At 68.4% G+C, this 14,614-nt stretch carries 12 protein-coding genes and 1 pseudogene; 7 read left to right on the forward strand and 6 right to left on the reverse strand.

Going from position 1 to position 14,614, the window contains the following annotated elements; all coding sequences use genetic code 11:
• Positions 1-158: 158 nt before the first annotated feature.
• On the reverse strand, positions 159-1,556 hold the full coding sequence (locus IT40_RS12690; protein WP_243700252.1) for an aminotransferase-like domain-containing protein: 1,398 nt from the start codon (positions 1,554-1,556) through the stop codon (positions 159-161).
• Positions 1,557-1,677: 121 nt separating this feature from the next.
• Between IT40_RS12690 and IT40_RS12695 the strand changes: the two genes are divergently transcribed.
• The 5 genes and pseudogenes from IT40_RS12695 to IT40_RS12715 all read left to right on the forward strand — a co-directional run.
• Positions 1,678-2,538 carry a DMT family transporter gene (locus IT40_RS12695; RefSeq protein WP_036755543.1) on the forward strand — a complete coding sequence of 287 codons (861 nt, stop codon included), beginning with the start codon at positions 1,678-1,680 and terminating at the stop codon, positions 2,536-2,538.
• A gap of 248 nt (positions 2,539-2,786) precedes the next feature.
• Positions 2,787-3,302: an RNA polymerase sigma factor gene (locus IT40_RS12700; protein WP_036755545.1), complete on the forward strand. Its 516-nt coding sequence runs from the start codon at positions 2,787-2,789 to the stop codon at positions 3,300-3,302.
• A gap of 55 nt (positions 3,303-3,357) precedes the next feature.
• Positions 3,358-4,287: a FecR family protein gene (locus IT40_RS12705; protein WP_036755548.1), complete on the forward strand. Its 930-nt coding sequence runs from the start codon at positions 3,358-3,360 to the stop codon at positions 4,285-4,287.
• 97 nt (positions 4,288-4,384) lie between these two features.
• Positions 4,385-6,832, forward strand: coding sequence for a TonB-dependent receptor (locus tag IT40_RS12710; RefSeq protein ID WP_166436127.1), 2,448 nt, complete (start codon positions 4,385-4,387; stop codon positions 6,830-6,832).
• Between the two features lie 151 nt (positions 6,833-6,983).
• Positions 6,984-7,253: pseudogene (locus IT40_RS12715) on the forward strand (alkaline phosphatase PhoX); the annotation flags it as partial.
• 59 nt (positions 7,254-7,312) lie between these two features.
• Here IT40_RS12715 and IT40_RS12720 read toward each other — a convergent pair.
• From IT40_RS12720 to aztA, 4 genes are all read right to left on the reverse strand, one after another.
• Positions 7,313-8,539 carry a metallochaperone AztD gene (locus tag IT40_RS12720; RefSeq protein ID WP_036755556.1) on the reverse strand — a complete coding sequence of 409 codons (1,227 nt, stop codon included), beginning with the start codon at positions 8,537-8,539 and terminating at the stop codon, positions 7,313-7,315.
• A gap of 68 nt (positions 8,540-8,607) precedes the next feature.
• Positions 8,608-9,537, reverse strand: coding sequence for a zinc ABC transporter substrate-binding protein AztC (aztC, locus tag IT40_RS12725; protein ID WP_036755558.1), 930 nt, complete (start codon positions 9,535-9,537; stop codon positions 8,608-8,610).
• Between the two features lie 19 nt (positions 9,538-9,556).
• Positions 9,557-10,423: a zinc ABC transporter permease AztB gene (gene aztB / locus IT40_RS12730; protein ID WP_036755655.1), complete on the reverse strand. Its 867-nt coding sequence runs from the start codon at positions 10,421-10,423 to the stop codon at positions 9,557-9,559.
• Positions 10,423-11,193, reverse strand: coding sequence for a zinc ABC transporter ATP-binding protein AztA (aztA, locus tag IT40_RS12735; protein ID WP_036755561.1), 771 nt, complete (start codon positions 11,191-11,193; stop codon positions 10,423-10,425). The genes aztB and aztA overlap by 1 nt, the downstream gene beginning before the upstream one ends.
• Before the next feature lie 213 nt (positions 11,194-11,406).
• Between aztA and IT40_RS12740 the strand changes: the two genes are divergently transcribed.
• Both IT40_RS12740 and IT40_RS12745 read left to right on the forward strand, forming a co-directional pair.
• Positions 11,407-12,072, forward strand: a complete 666-nt coding sequence (locus IT40_RS12740) for a DUF1007 family protein (RefSeq protein ID WP_052095898.1) — start codon at positions 11,407-11,409, stop codon at positions 12,070-12,072.
• Positions 12,054-12,950: a nickel/cobalt transporter gene (locus IT40_RS12745; protein ID WP_036755563.1), complete on the forward strand. Its 897-nt coding sequence runs from the start codon at positions 12,054-12,056 to the stop codon at positions 12,948-12,950. Before IT40_RS12740 ends, IT40_RS12745 begins: the two co-directional genes overlap by 19 nt.
• Positions 12,951-13,426: 476 nt before the next feature.
• On the opposite strand, the gene IT40_RS12750 is transcribed toward IT40_RS12745, so the two are convergent.
• Positions 13,427-14,590, reverse strand: a complete 1,164-nt coding sequence (locus IT40_RS12750) for an S-(hydroxymethyl)glutathione dehydrogenase/class III alcohol dehydrogenase (protein ID WP_036755566.1) — start codon at positions 14,588-14,590, stop codon at positions 13,427-13,429.
• Between the last annotated feature and the right edge of the window lie 24 nt (positions 14,591-14,614).

Below are 14,614 nucleotides of genomic sequence, written 5' to 3' on the forward strand. Positions count from 1 at the left end.
TCGGTGTCGCGAAGGTGGCGCGGCAATCTCCATGGCGATCCCGGCGATGGGCAGCCCCTGGGCAGGCCGCCGACCAGCAAAGCCCGTCGCGGGCCAGGCTTGCTGCGCAGGGTCTGCACGAACGCATCGGGTTTTCGAAGCCGGATCGGTCCAGTCCCTCAAGCCTTTTCCATCGCCCCCTGAAGCACCGGGAAGATCCGCGCATCGCCAAGCTGCGCGACGTTGAAGCGCAGGAACGCGCTTGCGGATTGCGAGACGCTGAAGACGTTTCCCGGCGCGAGGACGACGTTCTCCTCCAGGCAGCGCCGGGCGATGGCGGTGGAATCCCGGCCCTCGGGTAGGCGGCACCACAGGTAGAAGCCGCCGCGCGGCATGATCCAGGGAAGCAGGCCAAGCGGCCGCAGCCGGTCCTCCGCCTCCTTCCGGGCCCGCGTCAGCCGCTGGCGCAGCTCGTCCATATGCTTGCGATAGCTGCCGCCAGCCAGAACGCCTGCGATCACCTCCGCCGCCACTGGGCTGGGGCCGCCGAAGCTGGTCGCGACCTGCAGGTCGGCCAGCCCTTCGATCCAATCCGGCCGCGCTGCGATATAGCCGCAGCGCAGCGAGGCCGAGAGCGTCTTTGAAAAACTGCCGATCCTGATGACGCGGTTCAGCCCGTCGAGGATCGCCAGCCGCGGCGACAGGGCGGGCTCGAAATCCGCGAAGATGTCGTCCTCGACGATGGTCAGCCCGTGGGCCGCCGCCGCGCTCAGCACCCGATGCGCGGTCTGAGGCGAAAGGCTGGCGCCGGTCGGGTTGTGCAGCGCCGAATTGGTGATGTAGAGCCGCGGGTTTTCCTGGGCGAGGGCGCGCTCGAAGGCGGCGATGTCCGGGCCGGTGGGGGTGAAGGGGATGCCCATGACCCGCACCTGATGGGCGCGCAGCAGCGCCTGGAAATTGAAATAGCAGGGATCGTCGACCAGAACGGTATCCTCGGGCCGCAGCAGCAGGCGGCAGATCAGGTCGATGGCCTGCGTCCCCGAGCCCGTCAGCATGACCTGATCCATCGTGGCGGCGATGCCCTCGTCGGCGAACCGGCCCAGCAGCAGGCGCCGCAGCGCCGGCGCGCCGCGGGTGCTGCCATAATCGGACAGCAGGGCGTCCTCGGCCCGCGCCAGCGCCCGCAAGCCTTTCCGCAGCGCGGCATTGGGCATCCAACCGGCAGGCAGCCAGCCGCAGCCCGGCTTCAAGACCGTGGGGTCGGCATCGAGCGATTGCCGCGAGACCCAGAACGGATCGACGGCGCGGTCGCGCGGCGGCCCCATTCCGGCCAGCGCCATCGGCGGCAGGTCGGCGCCGGTGACATAGAAGCCCGAGCCGCGCCTGGCGCGGATGACACCCTCCGCCGCCAGCCGGTCATAGGCCTCGACTACGGTCGAGGGCGAGACACCCATGGTTCTCGCGAAGCCCCGGACCGAGGGCAGGCGGTCGCCGGGGCCGAGCGCCCGGTTCGCGATCTTGGCGCGGACGGCATTCATCAGCGCCTGCGTGCGCGTGGTTTCCTGGCTGTCCATCATCGCGCCTTCTCCCGCTGTATGGGCCGCTTCACCCATACGGATTGTAGAAATTGTAATGCACTGTTCCTGTCGTTGCCAGCGCCGGATCGCTATTGCCGGGGATGGTAAAGCGGGGATCGCCATGGAACGTGGAACGGCAGGTTGGGGCAGCGGCCTTCTGGGCGTCATCATCTTCAGCGGGTCGCTGCCGGCCACCCGCGTCGCCGTGGCGGATTTCTCGCCGATGTTCCTGACCTCGGCCCGTGCGGTGATCGCCGCGCTGCTGGGGGCGGCTTGCCTGTTGGCGCTGCGCCAGCCCCGGCCCGAGCGCCGCGACCTGCTGTCCTTGGCGCTGGTCGCCTTCGGCGTCGTGCTGGGCTTTCCGCTGCTGACCGCGCTGGCGCTGCAGCACATCACCGCGGCCCATTCCATCGTCTTCGTCGGGCTGCTGCCGCTGGCGACCGCCATCTTCGGCGTGCTGCGCGGAGGCGAGCGGCCCGCGCCGGCCTTCTGGGTCTTTGCGGTGGCCGGCGCGGCTGCGGTTGCCGGCTTCGCCCTGCATGGCAGCGAGGGCGGCACGCTGGCCGGCGACCTGCTGATGATCGCCGCGATCCTGGCCTGCGGGCTGGGCTATGCCGAGGGCGCCACGCTGTCGCGCCGGCTTGGCGGCTGGCAGGTCATCTCCTGGGCCTTGCTGCTGTCCTTGCCGATCATGGCGGCGATCAGCCTGTTCACCTTGCCGCCTGCATGGTCCCTGATCACCATGCCCGCTTGGCTCGGGCTTGGCTATGTCTCGGTCTTCAGCATGATGGTCGGCTTCATCTTCTGGTATCGCGGCCTCGCGCTTGGCGGGATTGCCGGGGTCGGGCAGTTGCAGCTTCTGCAACCCTTCTTCGGCTTCCTGCTGGCGGCGATCCTGCTGGGCGAGCCCATCGCCTGGACCATGATCGCATCCGCCGTCATCGTCGTCCTCTGCGTCGCCGGGGCCAAGCGATATGCGTGAGGCCCGGACATGGCCCTCGTCATTCCCGAAACCTCTGCGGCAAGGACCGATCATGATCCGGCATGGATGGCGAAACCGCAGGCATCACCAGGCCGGCGGTATGCGGCCTGCGTGGCTGGCGGGACGAGCTTGCCACCGCTAGGCCCCGCGCGGCCTGGCCGCTGCGTCATGGCCGGGCGCGGGGTAGGAGGAATGCAGCCAAGCCGTCCAGCACAGCCACCCCGAAACCTTTGTGGTGCCGCGCGACGATGGAACCGACCTTCTCTTTCGACAAGCTCTATCTTGGCCAGCGGGGCCGGCTGCAACGCCTGGTGCTGCGCGTGACCGGGCAGCGGGCGACGGCCGAGGATGTCGTGCATGACGCCTTCCTGCGGCTGCTGAACATGCCCCAAGGCCATGTGATCGCGCAGGACGCCTGGCTGGCCCGCGTTGCGCGCAATCTGGCGCTGAACCACATGCGCCATGAACGCCAGGGGGTCGTCGTGGATGCCCCGCCCGGCGGTGTCGAAACCATCACCTCGGACACGCCCTCGGCCGAGATGGTGCTGGTCTGCCGCGAAAGCCTGCGCCGTGTCATGCAGGCGATCCTGGCGCTGCCGCCGCGGCGGCGCGAGATCTTCGTGCTGCATCGGTTCGGAGAGCTGACCTATGACGAGATCGCCGCGCGGCTTGGCATTTCGCGCAATACCGTCATGGTGCAGATCGTGAACGCCCTTGCCGACCTGCGCCGCGAACTCGGCCGCGACTTTTTCCGGCAAGGATGATGCGCCAGCGACGCCGGGGTGCCATAGAGGCAGGAACGCGTTTCAGGATCCGTGCATGCTGAAGGACGAGGACCCCCCCGAGCTGCGCAAGGCGCTGGAATGGCTGGTGCGGCTGAACGACGACCGCGCGCCGCCCGACCTGGAGCGCCGGTTCCAGGCATGGCTGGCGGCCTCGGCCAGGAACCGTGCCGCCTGGGACGAGGCAAATGCGCTCTGGGCCGGGATGGAGCCGGTCAAGGCCGAGTTCGGCACCCTGCGCCGCCGCGACCGGGCCATCAGCCGCCGCCGCCTGATCGGCGGGCTGGCGGGCCTTGCCGTCGCCGGCGCCGGCGGCTGGCATGTCTCGCGTCCCTGGTTCCGGGCCGATCATGTCACCGATGCCGGAGAGGTGCGCGACATCGCGCTTGCGGATGGCTCGCTGGTCAATCTCGGCAGCCGCTCGGCTCTCTCGGTCGACCTGGGGCCCGAGCGGCGGCTGGTCCGGCTGCTGCGGGGCGAGGGGTTCTTTGCCGTGGCGCCCGACCCGCGGCCCTTCGCGGTCCGGGCCCTGGGCGGAGAGGTGGCGGCATTGGGAACGCGGTTCAACGTCTGCCTGCAGGGCGGCCGCGTCGACGTTGCGGTGGCGGAGCACGCGGTTTCGCTGAAGCTGCCGGGCCTGCCTGCGGTCGAACTGGGCCAGGGCTGGCAATCCAGCTATGGCCGCGACTACATTGCGCCGCCGGTGCAGGCAGAGCCGGACCGCATCGGCGCCTGGCGGCAGGGGCGGATGATCTTTCGCAACACCCCCCTGGGCGAGGTGCTGGCCGAGATCGCGCGCTGGCGCGGCGGCAGCATCTCGGCCTGGGGCAGCGGGGTGGCGGCGGTCCCGGTCACGGCGATCTTCGACACGAACGCGCCGGATGCGGCGCTGGAAACCATCGTCCAGACCCTGGACCTGCGCATGGTCAACCTGCCCGGCGGGATCACCCTCATCCGCGGCGGATGATTTTTTTCACCGCCGCCTTAATGACCTTTCCGTTCCCAGGTGTCTGCCATGCGAGGGCCGCAGAAAGCCGGTCATGGCACATGCAAGAGGGACAAGGATGGAACGGACACGCAAGGGGTTGCCGGGATTTCGGCTGGGGATCGCCACCGCGATGCTGCTGGCATCGACGGCGCTAGCCATGCCGCTGACGGCGCCGGCAGCGGCGGCGCAGGAAACGGCCGGGACGGGCAGCTTCGCCATCCCCGCCCAGCCGCTTTCTGCGGCGCTGGTCCGCTTCGGCCAGGCCAGCGGCTTGCAGATCTTCTTCGACGAGCGCGTGGTCGCCGGCCACCGCAGCCCCGGCGTCAGCGGCAGCATGACCGCCGAGGCCGCGCTGGCCCGGCTTCTGGCGGGCACCGGGCTCGGCTATCGGTTCAACAATCCCCGGACGGTCAGCATCCTGGCGCAAACTCCCGCGGCACCGGCGGCGGCCGAGCCCGGCTCGATCCTGCTGGACACCGTCGTCATCCAGGGCGAGGGCATGGGAAGCTGGGACGTTCCGCCGGCCTATGCGGGCGGGCAGGTCGCCTCGGGCGGCGCGCTTGGCATCCTTGGCAATACCGGCGTGATGGACACGCCGTTCAACCAGACCAGCTATACCAGCAAGCTGATCCAGGACCAGCAGGCCGCGACGGTCGCCGACGTGCTGGACAACGAACCCTCGGTGCGTCGCGCCACCCCGGCCTATGGCTCGGCCGAGAACGTGAAGATCCGCGGCTTCGACATGAACGTGGGCGAGGCGGCGATCAACGGGCTCTATGGCCTTGCCCCGCTGTCGGGCAGCCTTCCGGTCGAATTCGTCGAGCGCGTCGAAGTCCTGAAGGGCCCGAATGCGCTGCTAAGCGGGATCACCCCGTCGGGCCAGGTCGGCGGCGGCATCAACCTGGTCATGAAACGCGCGGGGGACGAACCCCTTGCGCGGCTGACCATGGGGCTCGATTCGGATTCGTCCCTGCGCGCGCATGTGGATGTAGGCCGGCGCTTTGGCGCGCAAAGGCAATGGGGCCTGCGCGTCAACGGCAGCTATCGCAGCGGCGAAACCTTCATCGACGGCCAGTCGCGCAAGGTTCCGGTGGGCGCAGTCGGGCTCGACTATCGGGGAGGGCGCTTCCGCGCTTCGCTCGACGCCTATCACCTGCAGGAAAAGACCGAGGGCGGGATCGCCTTCTACGCCTCTCCGGCGGCCGGCCTGACCGAGATGCCCGCCGCGCCCTCCGGCAACACCAACATCTATCCGGGGATCCGGTCGGACTACACCACCCAGGGCGCCGTCCTGCAGGCCGAACTGGACATTGCCGACGGCGTCACCGCCTATTCCAGGCTGGGGGTGCAGCGTTTCCGGCAAAGCGGCTTCTTCGGCGGCATCGCCATCGCGCTGGCCCAGAACGGCGACACCGCCGTCAACGTCACCGACTGGCCCTATGAATCGGATGGCAGCTCGGCCGAGGTCGGGGTGCGCGGCGCATTCTCTACCGGCGGGGTCGAGCATCGCTTTGCCGTCAGCGCCGTGCGGCAGAATCGCGAGCTGGCATCCAGCGTCACCTTTGCCCGCAACCCGACCAACATCTACGATCCGCTGCCGATCACCCTCTGGCCGGACCCCGCAGGCGCGCCGCTGAAGACCGCCGAATCGACGATGACCAGCCTGGCATTCGTCGATACCATGTCCCTGTTCGACGACCGCGCGCTGCTGACGCTGGGCATCCGCCACCAGAAGGTCCGGTCCGACAGCTACGACACCGCCACCGGCCTTGTCGCCAGCAGCTACGATTCCAGCGCCTGGACGCCGATGGTCGGGCTGGTGGTCAAGCCCAGCGAACATCTGTCCTTCTACGGCAACTATATCGAGGGCCTGTCGCCCGGCACCATCGTCGATGCCGCCTACCAGAACGCCGGGCAGGTCTTTGCCCCCTACAAGACCCGCCAGGTCGAGATCGGCGCCAAGCTGGAGACCGGCGGCTTCATCAACACTGTCAGCCTGTTCCAGGTCGAAAAGCCGGGCACCCTGGTCGATTACGCCACGGCGCCGCTGCCCACGCTGCGCGAGAACGGCGAGCAGCGCAATCGCGGCATCGAATGGGCCATCATGGGCGAGATCGCGCCGGAACTCCGCGCGCTTGGAGGCGTGAGCTATACGCAGGCCCGCCTGACCAGGACGCAGGACGGCGCCCATGACGGAAACCATGCGCCCGGCGCCGCGCCCCTGGCGGTCAACCTTGGCCTGGAATGGGATACCCCCTGGGTGCAGGGGCTGACGCTCAGCGGGCGGCTGATCCACACCTCGTCGCAATATGTCGACAACGCCAATGCCATCAGGATCCCGGACTGGACGCGGGTCGATCTGGGCATGCGCTATGAGACGGTCCTGGGCGGCAGGAAGGTCTCGGTGAACGGCGGGGTGAAGAACCTCTTCGACCAGAGCTACTGGGCGGGCGCCAATGCAAGCAATGTGGTGGCGCTTGGCGCGCCGCGAACCTTCCAGCTTTCCGCCTCGGTGGATTTCTAGGGCAGGGTCGGGCTGTTCGCCATCGGCCCTTGCGCCGGTGCGCCGGCTGGGCAAACGGGGCAAAGCCATGTCGCTGTCCTCGGACGGCGGCGTCCGGGCGCGGGGCATTGACCGGCATCTTCCGGCAAAGCCGCCCGTCGCCGCGCCGGGGGATGCCGAGGGCAGGAGGCGCTGCACCTCGCCGCTGTTCTATCGCGTGCCCGTGGGGGCCGAGATGTGCGGTCCCTGTCCGACGCCGGACCTGACCACCTTCTTCGTGGCGGTGCAGCATCCAGGCGACGGCGGCGAGGATTGGGAGGGCCACGGCCGCCCGTCCTATTACGAGGACCTGTCCACCCGCTGGCCGGATTTCCGCGACGACATGCCGGTGCGCCCGGCGGTGGTGGCGATCACGAAACAGGGCGGCGGCCGGATCGGTTGACCGAGGGCCGGAAAGCAAAAGGGGACGGTTCGCCGCCCCCTTTTCGTGTCGTGCCTGCGTCAGTGCGTGACGCCGCTGCCGCCGGTCACGGCGATGTTGTAGGGCTTGCCTTCGACCGGCACGGTGCCGCGCTCCGACAGGTCCTCGGTCGCGATGCGGCGCACCAGGCCGGCGTTGGGATCGGTGATGACGATTTCATCCCCGGCCAGGGCGAGGCGCGGGCGCGGGTCGTTCCAATGCCCGTCCATCGAATAGGGCTCCGTCACCTTGGCGCTGGCCGCGATCTCGGCCTTCAGCAGGTCGATGCGGTGCAGGCTGCCGTCCTCGGTCAGCACGTAGCCGGTCGAGGGCTTGGCCGGGTCGAGCGCGAAATCCACCCGGCGGAAAGGCAGCTTGATGTAGCGGTAATGCGGCTCGTCCACCGGGTCGATGACCACCAGCCCGTCGGGGCCGTAATTGCCCAGGAAGACCTGGATGCCGGTCGAGCCCAGCAGCGTGCCGGTGGTCACGCCCTGCGGCAGGTCGGCCGGATAGGGCAGCAGCCTGTATTCCGGGCCGTTCGCGCCTGCCTTGACGGTCAGCACGCCTTCCTTGCAGCCGGCGGCCAGATAGGCGCCCGAGAAGGCCTCGCCATGGATCGCGGTGCAACTGGCCAGGTCGCCTGCCGGCTTGCCCTCGGCGTCGAAGGCCTGCAGGCCCAGTCGCGGCACCGAGGCGTCGCCCTCGACCTTCTCGTCCGAGGCGATGGTGGAGAGCCAACTGTCGCCCAGGGGCGCGACGAAGCCGTGATGGGCGCGGGCCTGCGGGAACCTGACCGGCTCGACCTTGCCCTCGGCCAGCGCGTGGCCGTCGAGGATCTCGGCATAGCCGCCCTGGTCGTAGTTCAGCACCACCTTGCCGTCGTGATCGACCAGGTGGAACGGGCGCGGCCCGGTCAGGCTGGCGTCGATGGCCGCGGGATCGCCGACCTCGATGTCGCGGTGGTCGCCGTGGTCGTGGAACGAGATGCCGCTGCGGATGAACTGCACCGTATCGGCATCGGACTGCACCGCGGCCACCACCGCGCCACCTGCGACCGGGAACAGCTTGACCTGGCCGGTGGTCGGGAAGGTCCAGCGATGATCGGGTTCGGACAGGTCGAACGCCGTGACCTGGGCCTTTTCGTGATCGCCGACGAAGACGCGGTAAAGCGTGACGTCCTCATGATCGTGGTCATGGTCCTGCGCGAAAGCCGCGCCGGCCAGGACCAGGGCAAGGGCGCTGGCGCCCGCGAGATGTCTGAGCATGGATGGTCTCCTTGGATGGTGGATCGGGGTGAAGGCTCCGGGACGGGGCAATGGCTGGTCCAATCTGGTCAGCGGGCGGCCAGCGCCGCGGCGATGGCGCTGGCATTGTGGCGCATCATCGCGATGTAGTCGGGCGCCGGGCCGTCCGGGCTGGACAGCGCGTCGGAATAGAGCGTGCCTGCCAGCGGCAGTCCGGCTTCGCGCGCGATCTGCTCCAGCAGCCTGGTGTCGCTGATGTTCTCGGCGAAGATGGCCGCGGCCTTGCGGTCGCGGATCTCGCGGATCAGGCCCGCCACATCGGCCGCAGTGGCCTCGGATTCGGTCGAGACGCCCTGCGGCGACAGGAAATGCACGCCATAGGCGGCCTCGAAATAGCGGAAGGCGTTGTGGGCGACCACCACGGTGCGGCGGTCCGTGGGCAGGGCGGCGACGGCGCTGCGGATTTCGGTATCGAGGGCGTCCAGTTCGCCGGCATAGCGGGCCGCATTCGCCTGATAGGCGGCGCAGCCTTCGGCATCGGCCGCGCAGAAGGCTGCGGCGATGTTCTGCACATAGACCTTGGCATTCGGCACCGATTGCCAGGCATGGGGATCATGCGCGCCGGCATGGAAGACCGCCTTGCCGTCGATATAGTGGTAATGGCCGCCGCCCGGCTCCTCCATCGTCTCGACCCCGTCGGTCAGGGTGGCGACGGCGGCATCGGTTCCGTTGGCGGCGATCAGGCGGGTCAGGAAGCCCTCGAATTCCAGCCCGTTGGTCAGCACCACATCGGCGCCGGCCAGCGCGATCGCGTCGGCCGGGCGGGGCTCATGGACATGCGTGTCGGAATCCGGGCCGACCAGCACCTTCAGCCTGATCCGGTCGCCGCCGACTTCTGCCGCGAAATCGCCGATGATCGAGAAGGTGGCGACCACGTCCAGCGGTTCCGCCTGTGCAGCCGCAAGGGATGAAAACGCAATGGCTGCACAGGCGGCAATGCGGCGAAGCCAATCTCTCATGGGATATCCTTTCATGGCGTCAGGCCGTCCGGTGGTGGCGGCGGGGCAGGGCCGGCCGCAACACGCCTCGCGGCCCGGCCAGAAGCGAGACGAGATAGACCACCCCGGCCGAGAGGATGATCGCCGGACCCGAGGGCAGGCTGGCGTGATAGGACAGCAAGAGCCCGCCCAGCGATGAGACGATGCCGATCCCGACCGAGGCGACGCACATCGCGACGGCATCGTTCACCCAGAACCGCGCCGCAGCGCCGGGCAGGATCATCAGTCCGACCGACAGCAGCGTGCCAAGCGCCTGGAACCCGGCGACCAGGTTCAGCACCACCAGCCCCAGGAAGACGAAATGCACCACGCCCCCCAGGCCCGAGACCGAACGCAGGAACAGCGGGTCGAGGCATTCCCCCACCAGCGCCCGCCACAGCAGCACCGTGGTCGCCAGCGTGACGGCGGCGACCAGCCCGATCAGCCACAATGCATCGTCGTTCAGCGCCAGCACCGTGCCGAACAGCACATGCATCAGATCGACGCTGGAGCCGCGCAGCGAGACCATGACGACCCCGATGGCCAGCGAAACCAGGTAGAAGGCCGCCATCGAGGCATCCTCCCTCTGCACCGTCAGCCGTGCCACGGCGCCGGCGCCAAGCGCCACGATGGCCCCGGCGATCAGCCCGCCAATGGTCATCGGCACGATCTCCAGCCCGTAAAGCAGGAAGCCCGCCGCCGCGCCCGGCAGGATGGCGTGGGACATGGCGTCGCCAGTCAGGCTCATCCGGCGCAGCATCAGGAAGACGCCGACCGGGCAGGCCGACAGCGACAGCAGCAGCGCCCCCGCCAGCGCGCGCTGCATGAAGGCGAATTCGAGGAAAGGCGCCACGACCCAGTCGACCATCACGCCACGTCTCCGGCCGGGGCGGGGGACGGCTCGCACCAAGGCGCGTCGTCGTCCCAGGCTTCTTGGAACTGCCGGGCGCGTTGCATGTTCTGGGGCGTCACCACCTCGGCGCTTGGCCCCCAGGCGATGGGGCGGCGGGCAAGCAGCAGGGCCTGCGGGAAATGCGCCCGCACCAGGTCGAGGTCATGGACGACCACGACCACGGTACGGCCTTCGCCATGCCAATGCAGGATCAGGCCGATCAGGTCGCGGATGGTCTTTTCGTCGATGGCGTTGAAGGGCTCGTCGAGCAGGATCAGATCGGCATCCTGCACCAGCAGCCGGGCGAACAAAGCGCGCTGCAACTGCCCGCCCGACAGGCTGTCGATGGGACGCCGCCCGAACCCGTCCAGCCCCACGGCGCGCAGCGCATCCGCGACGGCGCCGCGATCCTCGGCCCGGTGCCGGCCCAGCAGGCCGCGCTTGCGCCACAGGCCAAGCGCGACCAGGTCCACCACCCGCGCCGGGAAGCTGCAGTCCAGTTCGGACTGCTGTGGCAGGTAGGCCAGGCTGGTCCGCGCCGCGATGTGGCAGGTGCCGCTCATCGGCGCCAGCAGGCCGGTGATGCATTTGATCAGCGTCGACTTGCCCGACCCGTTCGGCCCGACCACGGCCAGCAGCGCGCCGCGCGGCACCTGGCCGGTCAGGTGATGGACGGCGGCGTGGCTGCCATAGCCGACCGTCAGATCCTCGAAGGTGATACAGGCATCGGCCGTGCGGGGGTTCATTTCAGGCGGCTCCGGGCGTCGCTGCATGACAGACTCGAGTTTGCGTGATGTTATTACATTACGAAAAGAGAAGGGCAAGAGAGGCCGTCGCGCGTTCCGGCGTCAGAAAACGGCGGCTGAGGCCGGAACGCGGGCGGGATGCCGGCAAGGACATGCCGACGCGCCAGTTTTGTGATTTGTCGAAACGGCGCCCGCGGCCTAAAGCCTGCCGCCATGCGCTGTTTGCGGCTTGCCTTGCTGTCCCTGCTGTCGGTCCTTGCCCTTGCAAGGGCCGAGGCGCATCCGCATGTCTTCATCGACACCGGCCTGACCTTTCGCTTCGACGGTGAGGGCAGGATGGGCGCGGTCAGCGTGACCTGGGTCTTCGACGAGCTTTCCTCGATGCTGATCGTCGAGGACATGGAGCTGGACGCTGACGGCAACGGCGTGCTGACCGATGACGATATCGCCCGCCTGACCGCCATGTTCAGCGACTGGCCCGAGGATTTCGCCGGCGACCTTTACCTGACACATGACGGAAAGCCGGTCGCGCTGTCCGGGCCGATGGAGATCGAGGTCCGCCATCGCGACGGCCGGCTGGTCGTGAGCCATATCCGCCCGCTTCTGGACCGGATCCGACCCGAGGACGGGCGGATCGTCGCGCAGGTCTATGACCCGACCTATTATACCTTCTACGAGCTGGCCGGGACGCTAGAAATCCGGGGCCGGGACGGCTGCCGCGTCGAGATAGAAAAGGCCGACATCGCCGCGGCGCAGCGCAAATATGGCGACGAACTAGCCAAGCTGACCAATGACGAGATCATGGATCAGGGCAAATATCCCGATGTGGGCGGCGATTTTGCCGACCACATGAGGCTGGAATGCGCAAGGCCGTCCTGATCGCTCTGCTTGCGCTGGCCGTGGCCGCCGGACTGGTCTTTTGGACCGGGCTGGACGACCGCGTCGCCCGCATGGCCCTGGGCTGGCAGCGCGACTACCAGAACGCGCTGGCGCGGGCCTTGCGCGCCCTGCGGGGCGGCGAGGCCGGGGCGGTCACGGCATTCCTGGGCATCTGCTTCGCCTATGGCTTCCTGCATGCGCTGGGGCCGGGGCACGGCAAGGCGTTGATCGGCGCCTACGGGGTCGCGACCGACGTGCCGATGAGACGCATGGTCGGCCTGGCCGCGATAACCAGCCTTGCGCAGGCGACGGTCGCGGTGGCCGTGGTCTATGCGGGCGTCTGGATCTTCGGCGGCGCGCGCGACCGCGTCGAGGGCGCTGCGGCCGGTCTCGAGCCGTTCTCGGCCGCGGCCATCGCCCTGCTGGGGGTGATCCTGTGCTGGCGCGGCTTCCGTAGGCTGGCCGCGGGCCGGCACCGGCATGGCCACACGCATTCCGAAACCTGCGGCTGCGGCCATGCCCATGTCCCCGATGTGCAGGAGGTTCGGGCAATCCGGTCCTGGCGCGAAGCCGCGGCGCTGGTCGCCGGAGTGGCCCTGCGGCCCTGCACCGGGGCGCTGTTCCTGCTGATCCTGACCTGGCGGCTCGATCTGGATGCAATCGGGATCGCCGGCGCCTATGCCATGGGGATCGGCACCATGATGGTGACGGGCCTTGCCGCGGTCATCGCAGTCGCCCTGCGCCGCGGGGTGCAGGTCTCGCTGCCGTCCCTCGGCCGCGCCTCGGTCCTCGCCGGCCTGGTCGAGGTCGCCTTCGGCGGCCTGGTGGCGATCTTCGCCTTCGCGACGGCGTTTCGCCTGGTCCAGGCGCCCTTCTGATCCGATCCTGGCGCGGCTACCCGACCGGACCAGCCGGGATGCCTTCCCCAGGGGTCGGCTTCGGTATCCGGCGATACCTGCCGTCGTGGCAGAAACATTTCATCGAAGAAGAGAGCGCCAACGCGAATTGCCAACGCCGTTCTTGTCCTTGCGCTCGTTGGAGGATGCACGACACGCGGCCTCGGAGCCCATTTCATGGATGAAAACGAGGGACGGGAGCGGCTGGCAGTCGAGGCCCGAGCGACGGCATATGCCCTGTCGCTCTATCTGAACGGCATGGTTTCGCACCTCTAGGTGAAGCTCCGCCCGTCGCTGCCGCGTGTCGAGGTGGTCCCGGCATGGCGGGAACCACCAAAAGGATCGATGCGGCATCGGGCGATGATCTTCCCAGTTTGGCCGGCTTCGGCGCAGTCCATTGCAGAGGCTATGCTCCGAACCCCGGACATGCAGGATGTCCGGGGATTTACCTCATCCGCTCATGCCGGGACGATCTTGCCGGGCAGGCTGTTGACCCGCATCGTCTCGTCGGGGCGGAAATGGATGACCGAGCGGATCGACTCGCCTGCGTGCAGCAGGTCGAAGGCGGTGTTGATCTGCTCATGCGTCATGTTGTGGGTGATATAGGGATCGACGCTGAACTCGCCCCGCAGCCATTCGTCCACCATGCCGGGCAACTGGCTGCGCCCGCGCACCCCGCCAAAGGCCGAGCCGCGCCAGACCCGGCCCGTCACCAGTTGGAACGGACGGGTGGCGATTTCCTCGCCCGCGCCTGCGACCCCGATCACGGTGCATTCACCCCAGCCCTTGTGGCAGCACTCCAGCGCCGAGCGCATGACGTTCACGTTGCCGATGCATTCGAAGGCATAATCCACCCCGCCGTTGGTCATGTCGATGACGACCTGGTGGATCGGCTGCTGGAACTCCTTGGGGTCGATGCATTCGGTCGCGCCCAGGCCGCGGGCCAGCGGGAACTTGCTGGGGTTGGTGTCGATGCCGATGATGCGGCCGGCGCCCACCATCTTCGCCCCCTGGATCACCGCCATGCCGACCGCGCCCAGGCCGAAGACTGCGACGGTCGCGCCGGGCTGGACCTTGGCGGTGTTCCTGACTGCGCCCATGCCGGTCGGTATGGCGCAGCCCATGACGCTGGCCTTGGCCAGGGGCGCCTCGGTCGAGATCCTGGCCACCGAGATCTCGGGCAGCACCGTATATTCGCTGAAGGTGCTGGTGCCCATGTAGTGATGGATCATCCGGCCCTTATAGGAGAAACGTGAAGTGCCGTCGGGCATCACGCCGAGGCCCTGCGTCTCGCGGATGGTCTGGCACAGGTTGGTCTTGCCCGACCTGATATAGGGGCAGTCGGGATCCTCGGGGATGTAAAGCGGGATGACGTGGTCGCCCGGCTTGACCGAGGTGACGCCGCGGCCGATTTCCTCGACGATGCCGACGCCCTCATGGCCGAGGATGGCGGGGAACAACCCCTCGGGGTCCTTGCCCGACAGGGTGAACATGTCCGTATGGCACAGGCTGGTGGTGACGATACGGACCAGGACTTCGCCGTCCTTCGGGCCTTCGAGGTCGATCTCCTCGATCTCCAGCGGGCGGTTCGGTTCCCAGGCGATGGCGGCGCGGGTTTTCATCTCGGACAGTCTCCTCGGCTTGCA

It is taken from the genome of Paracoccus versutus (assembly GCF_000763885.1).
GTDB lineage: Bacteria > Pseudomonadota > Alphaproteobacteria > Rhodobacterales > Rhodobacteraceae > Paracoccus > Paracoccus versutus.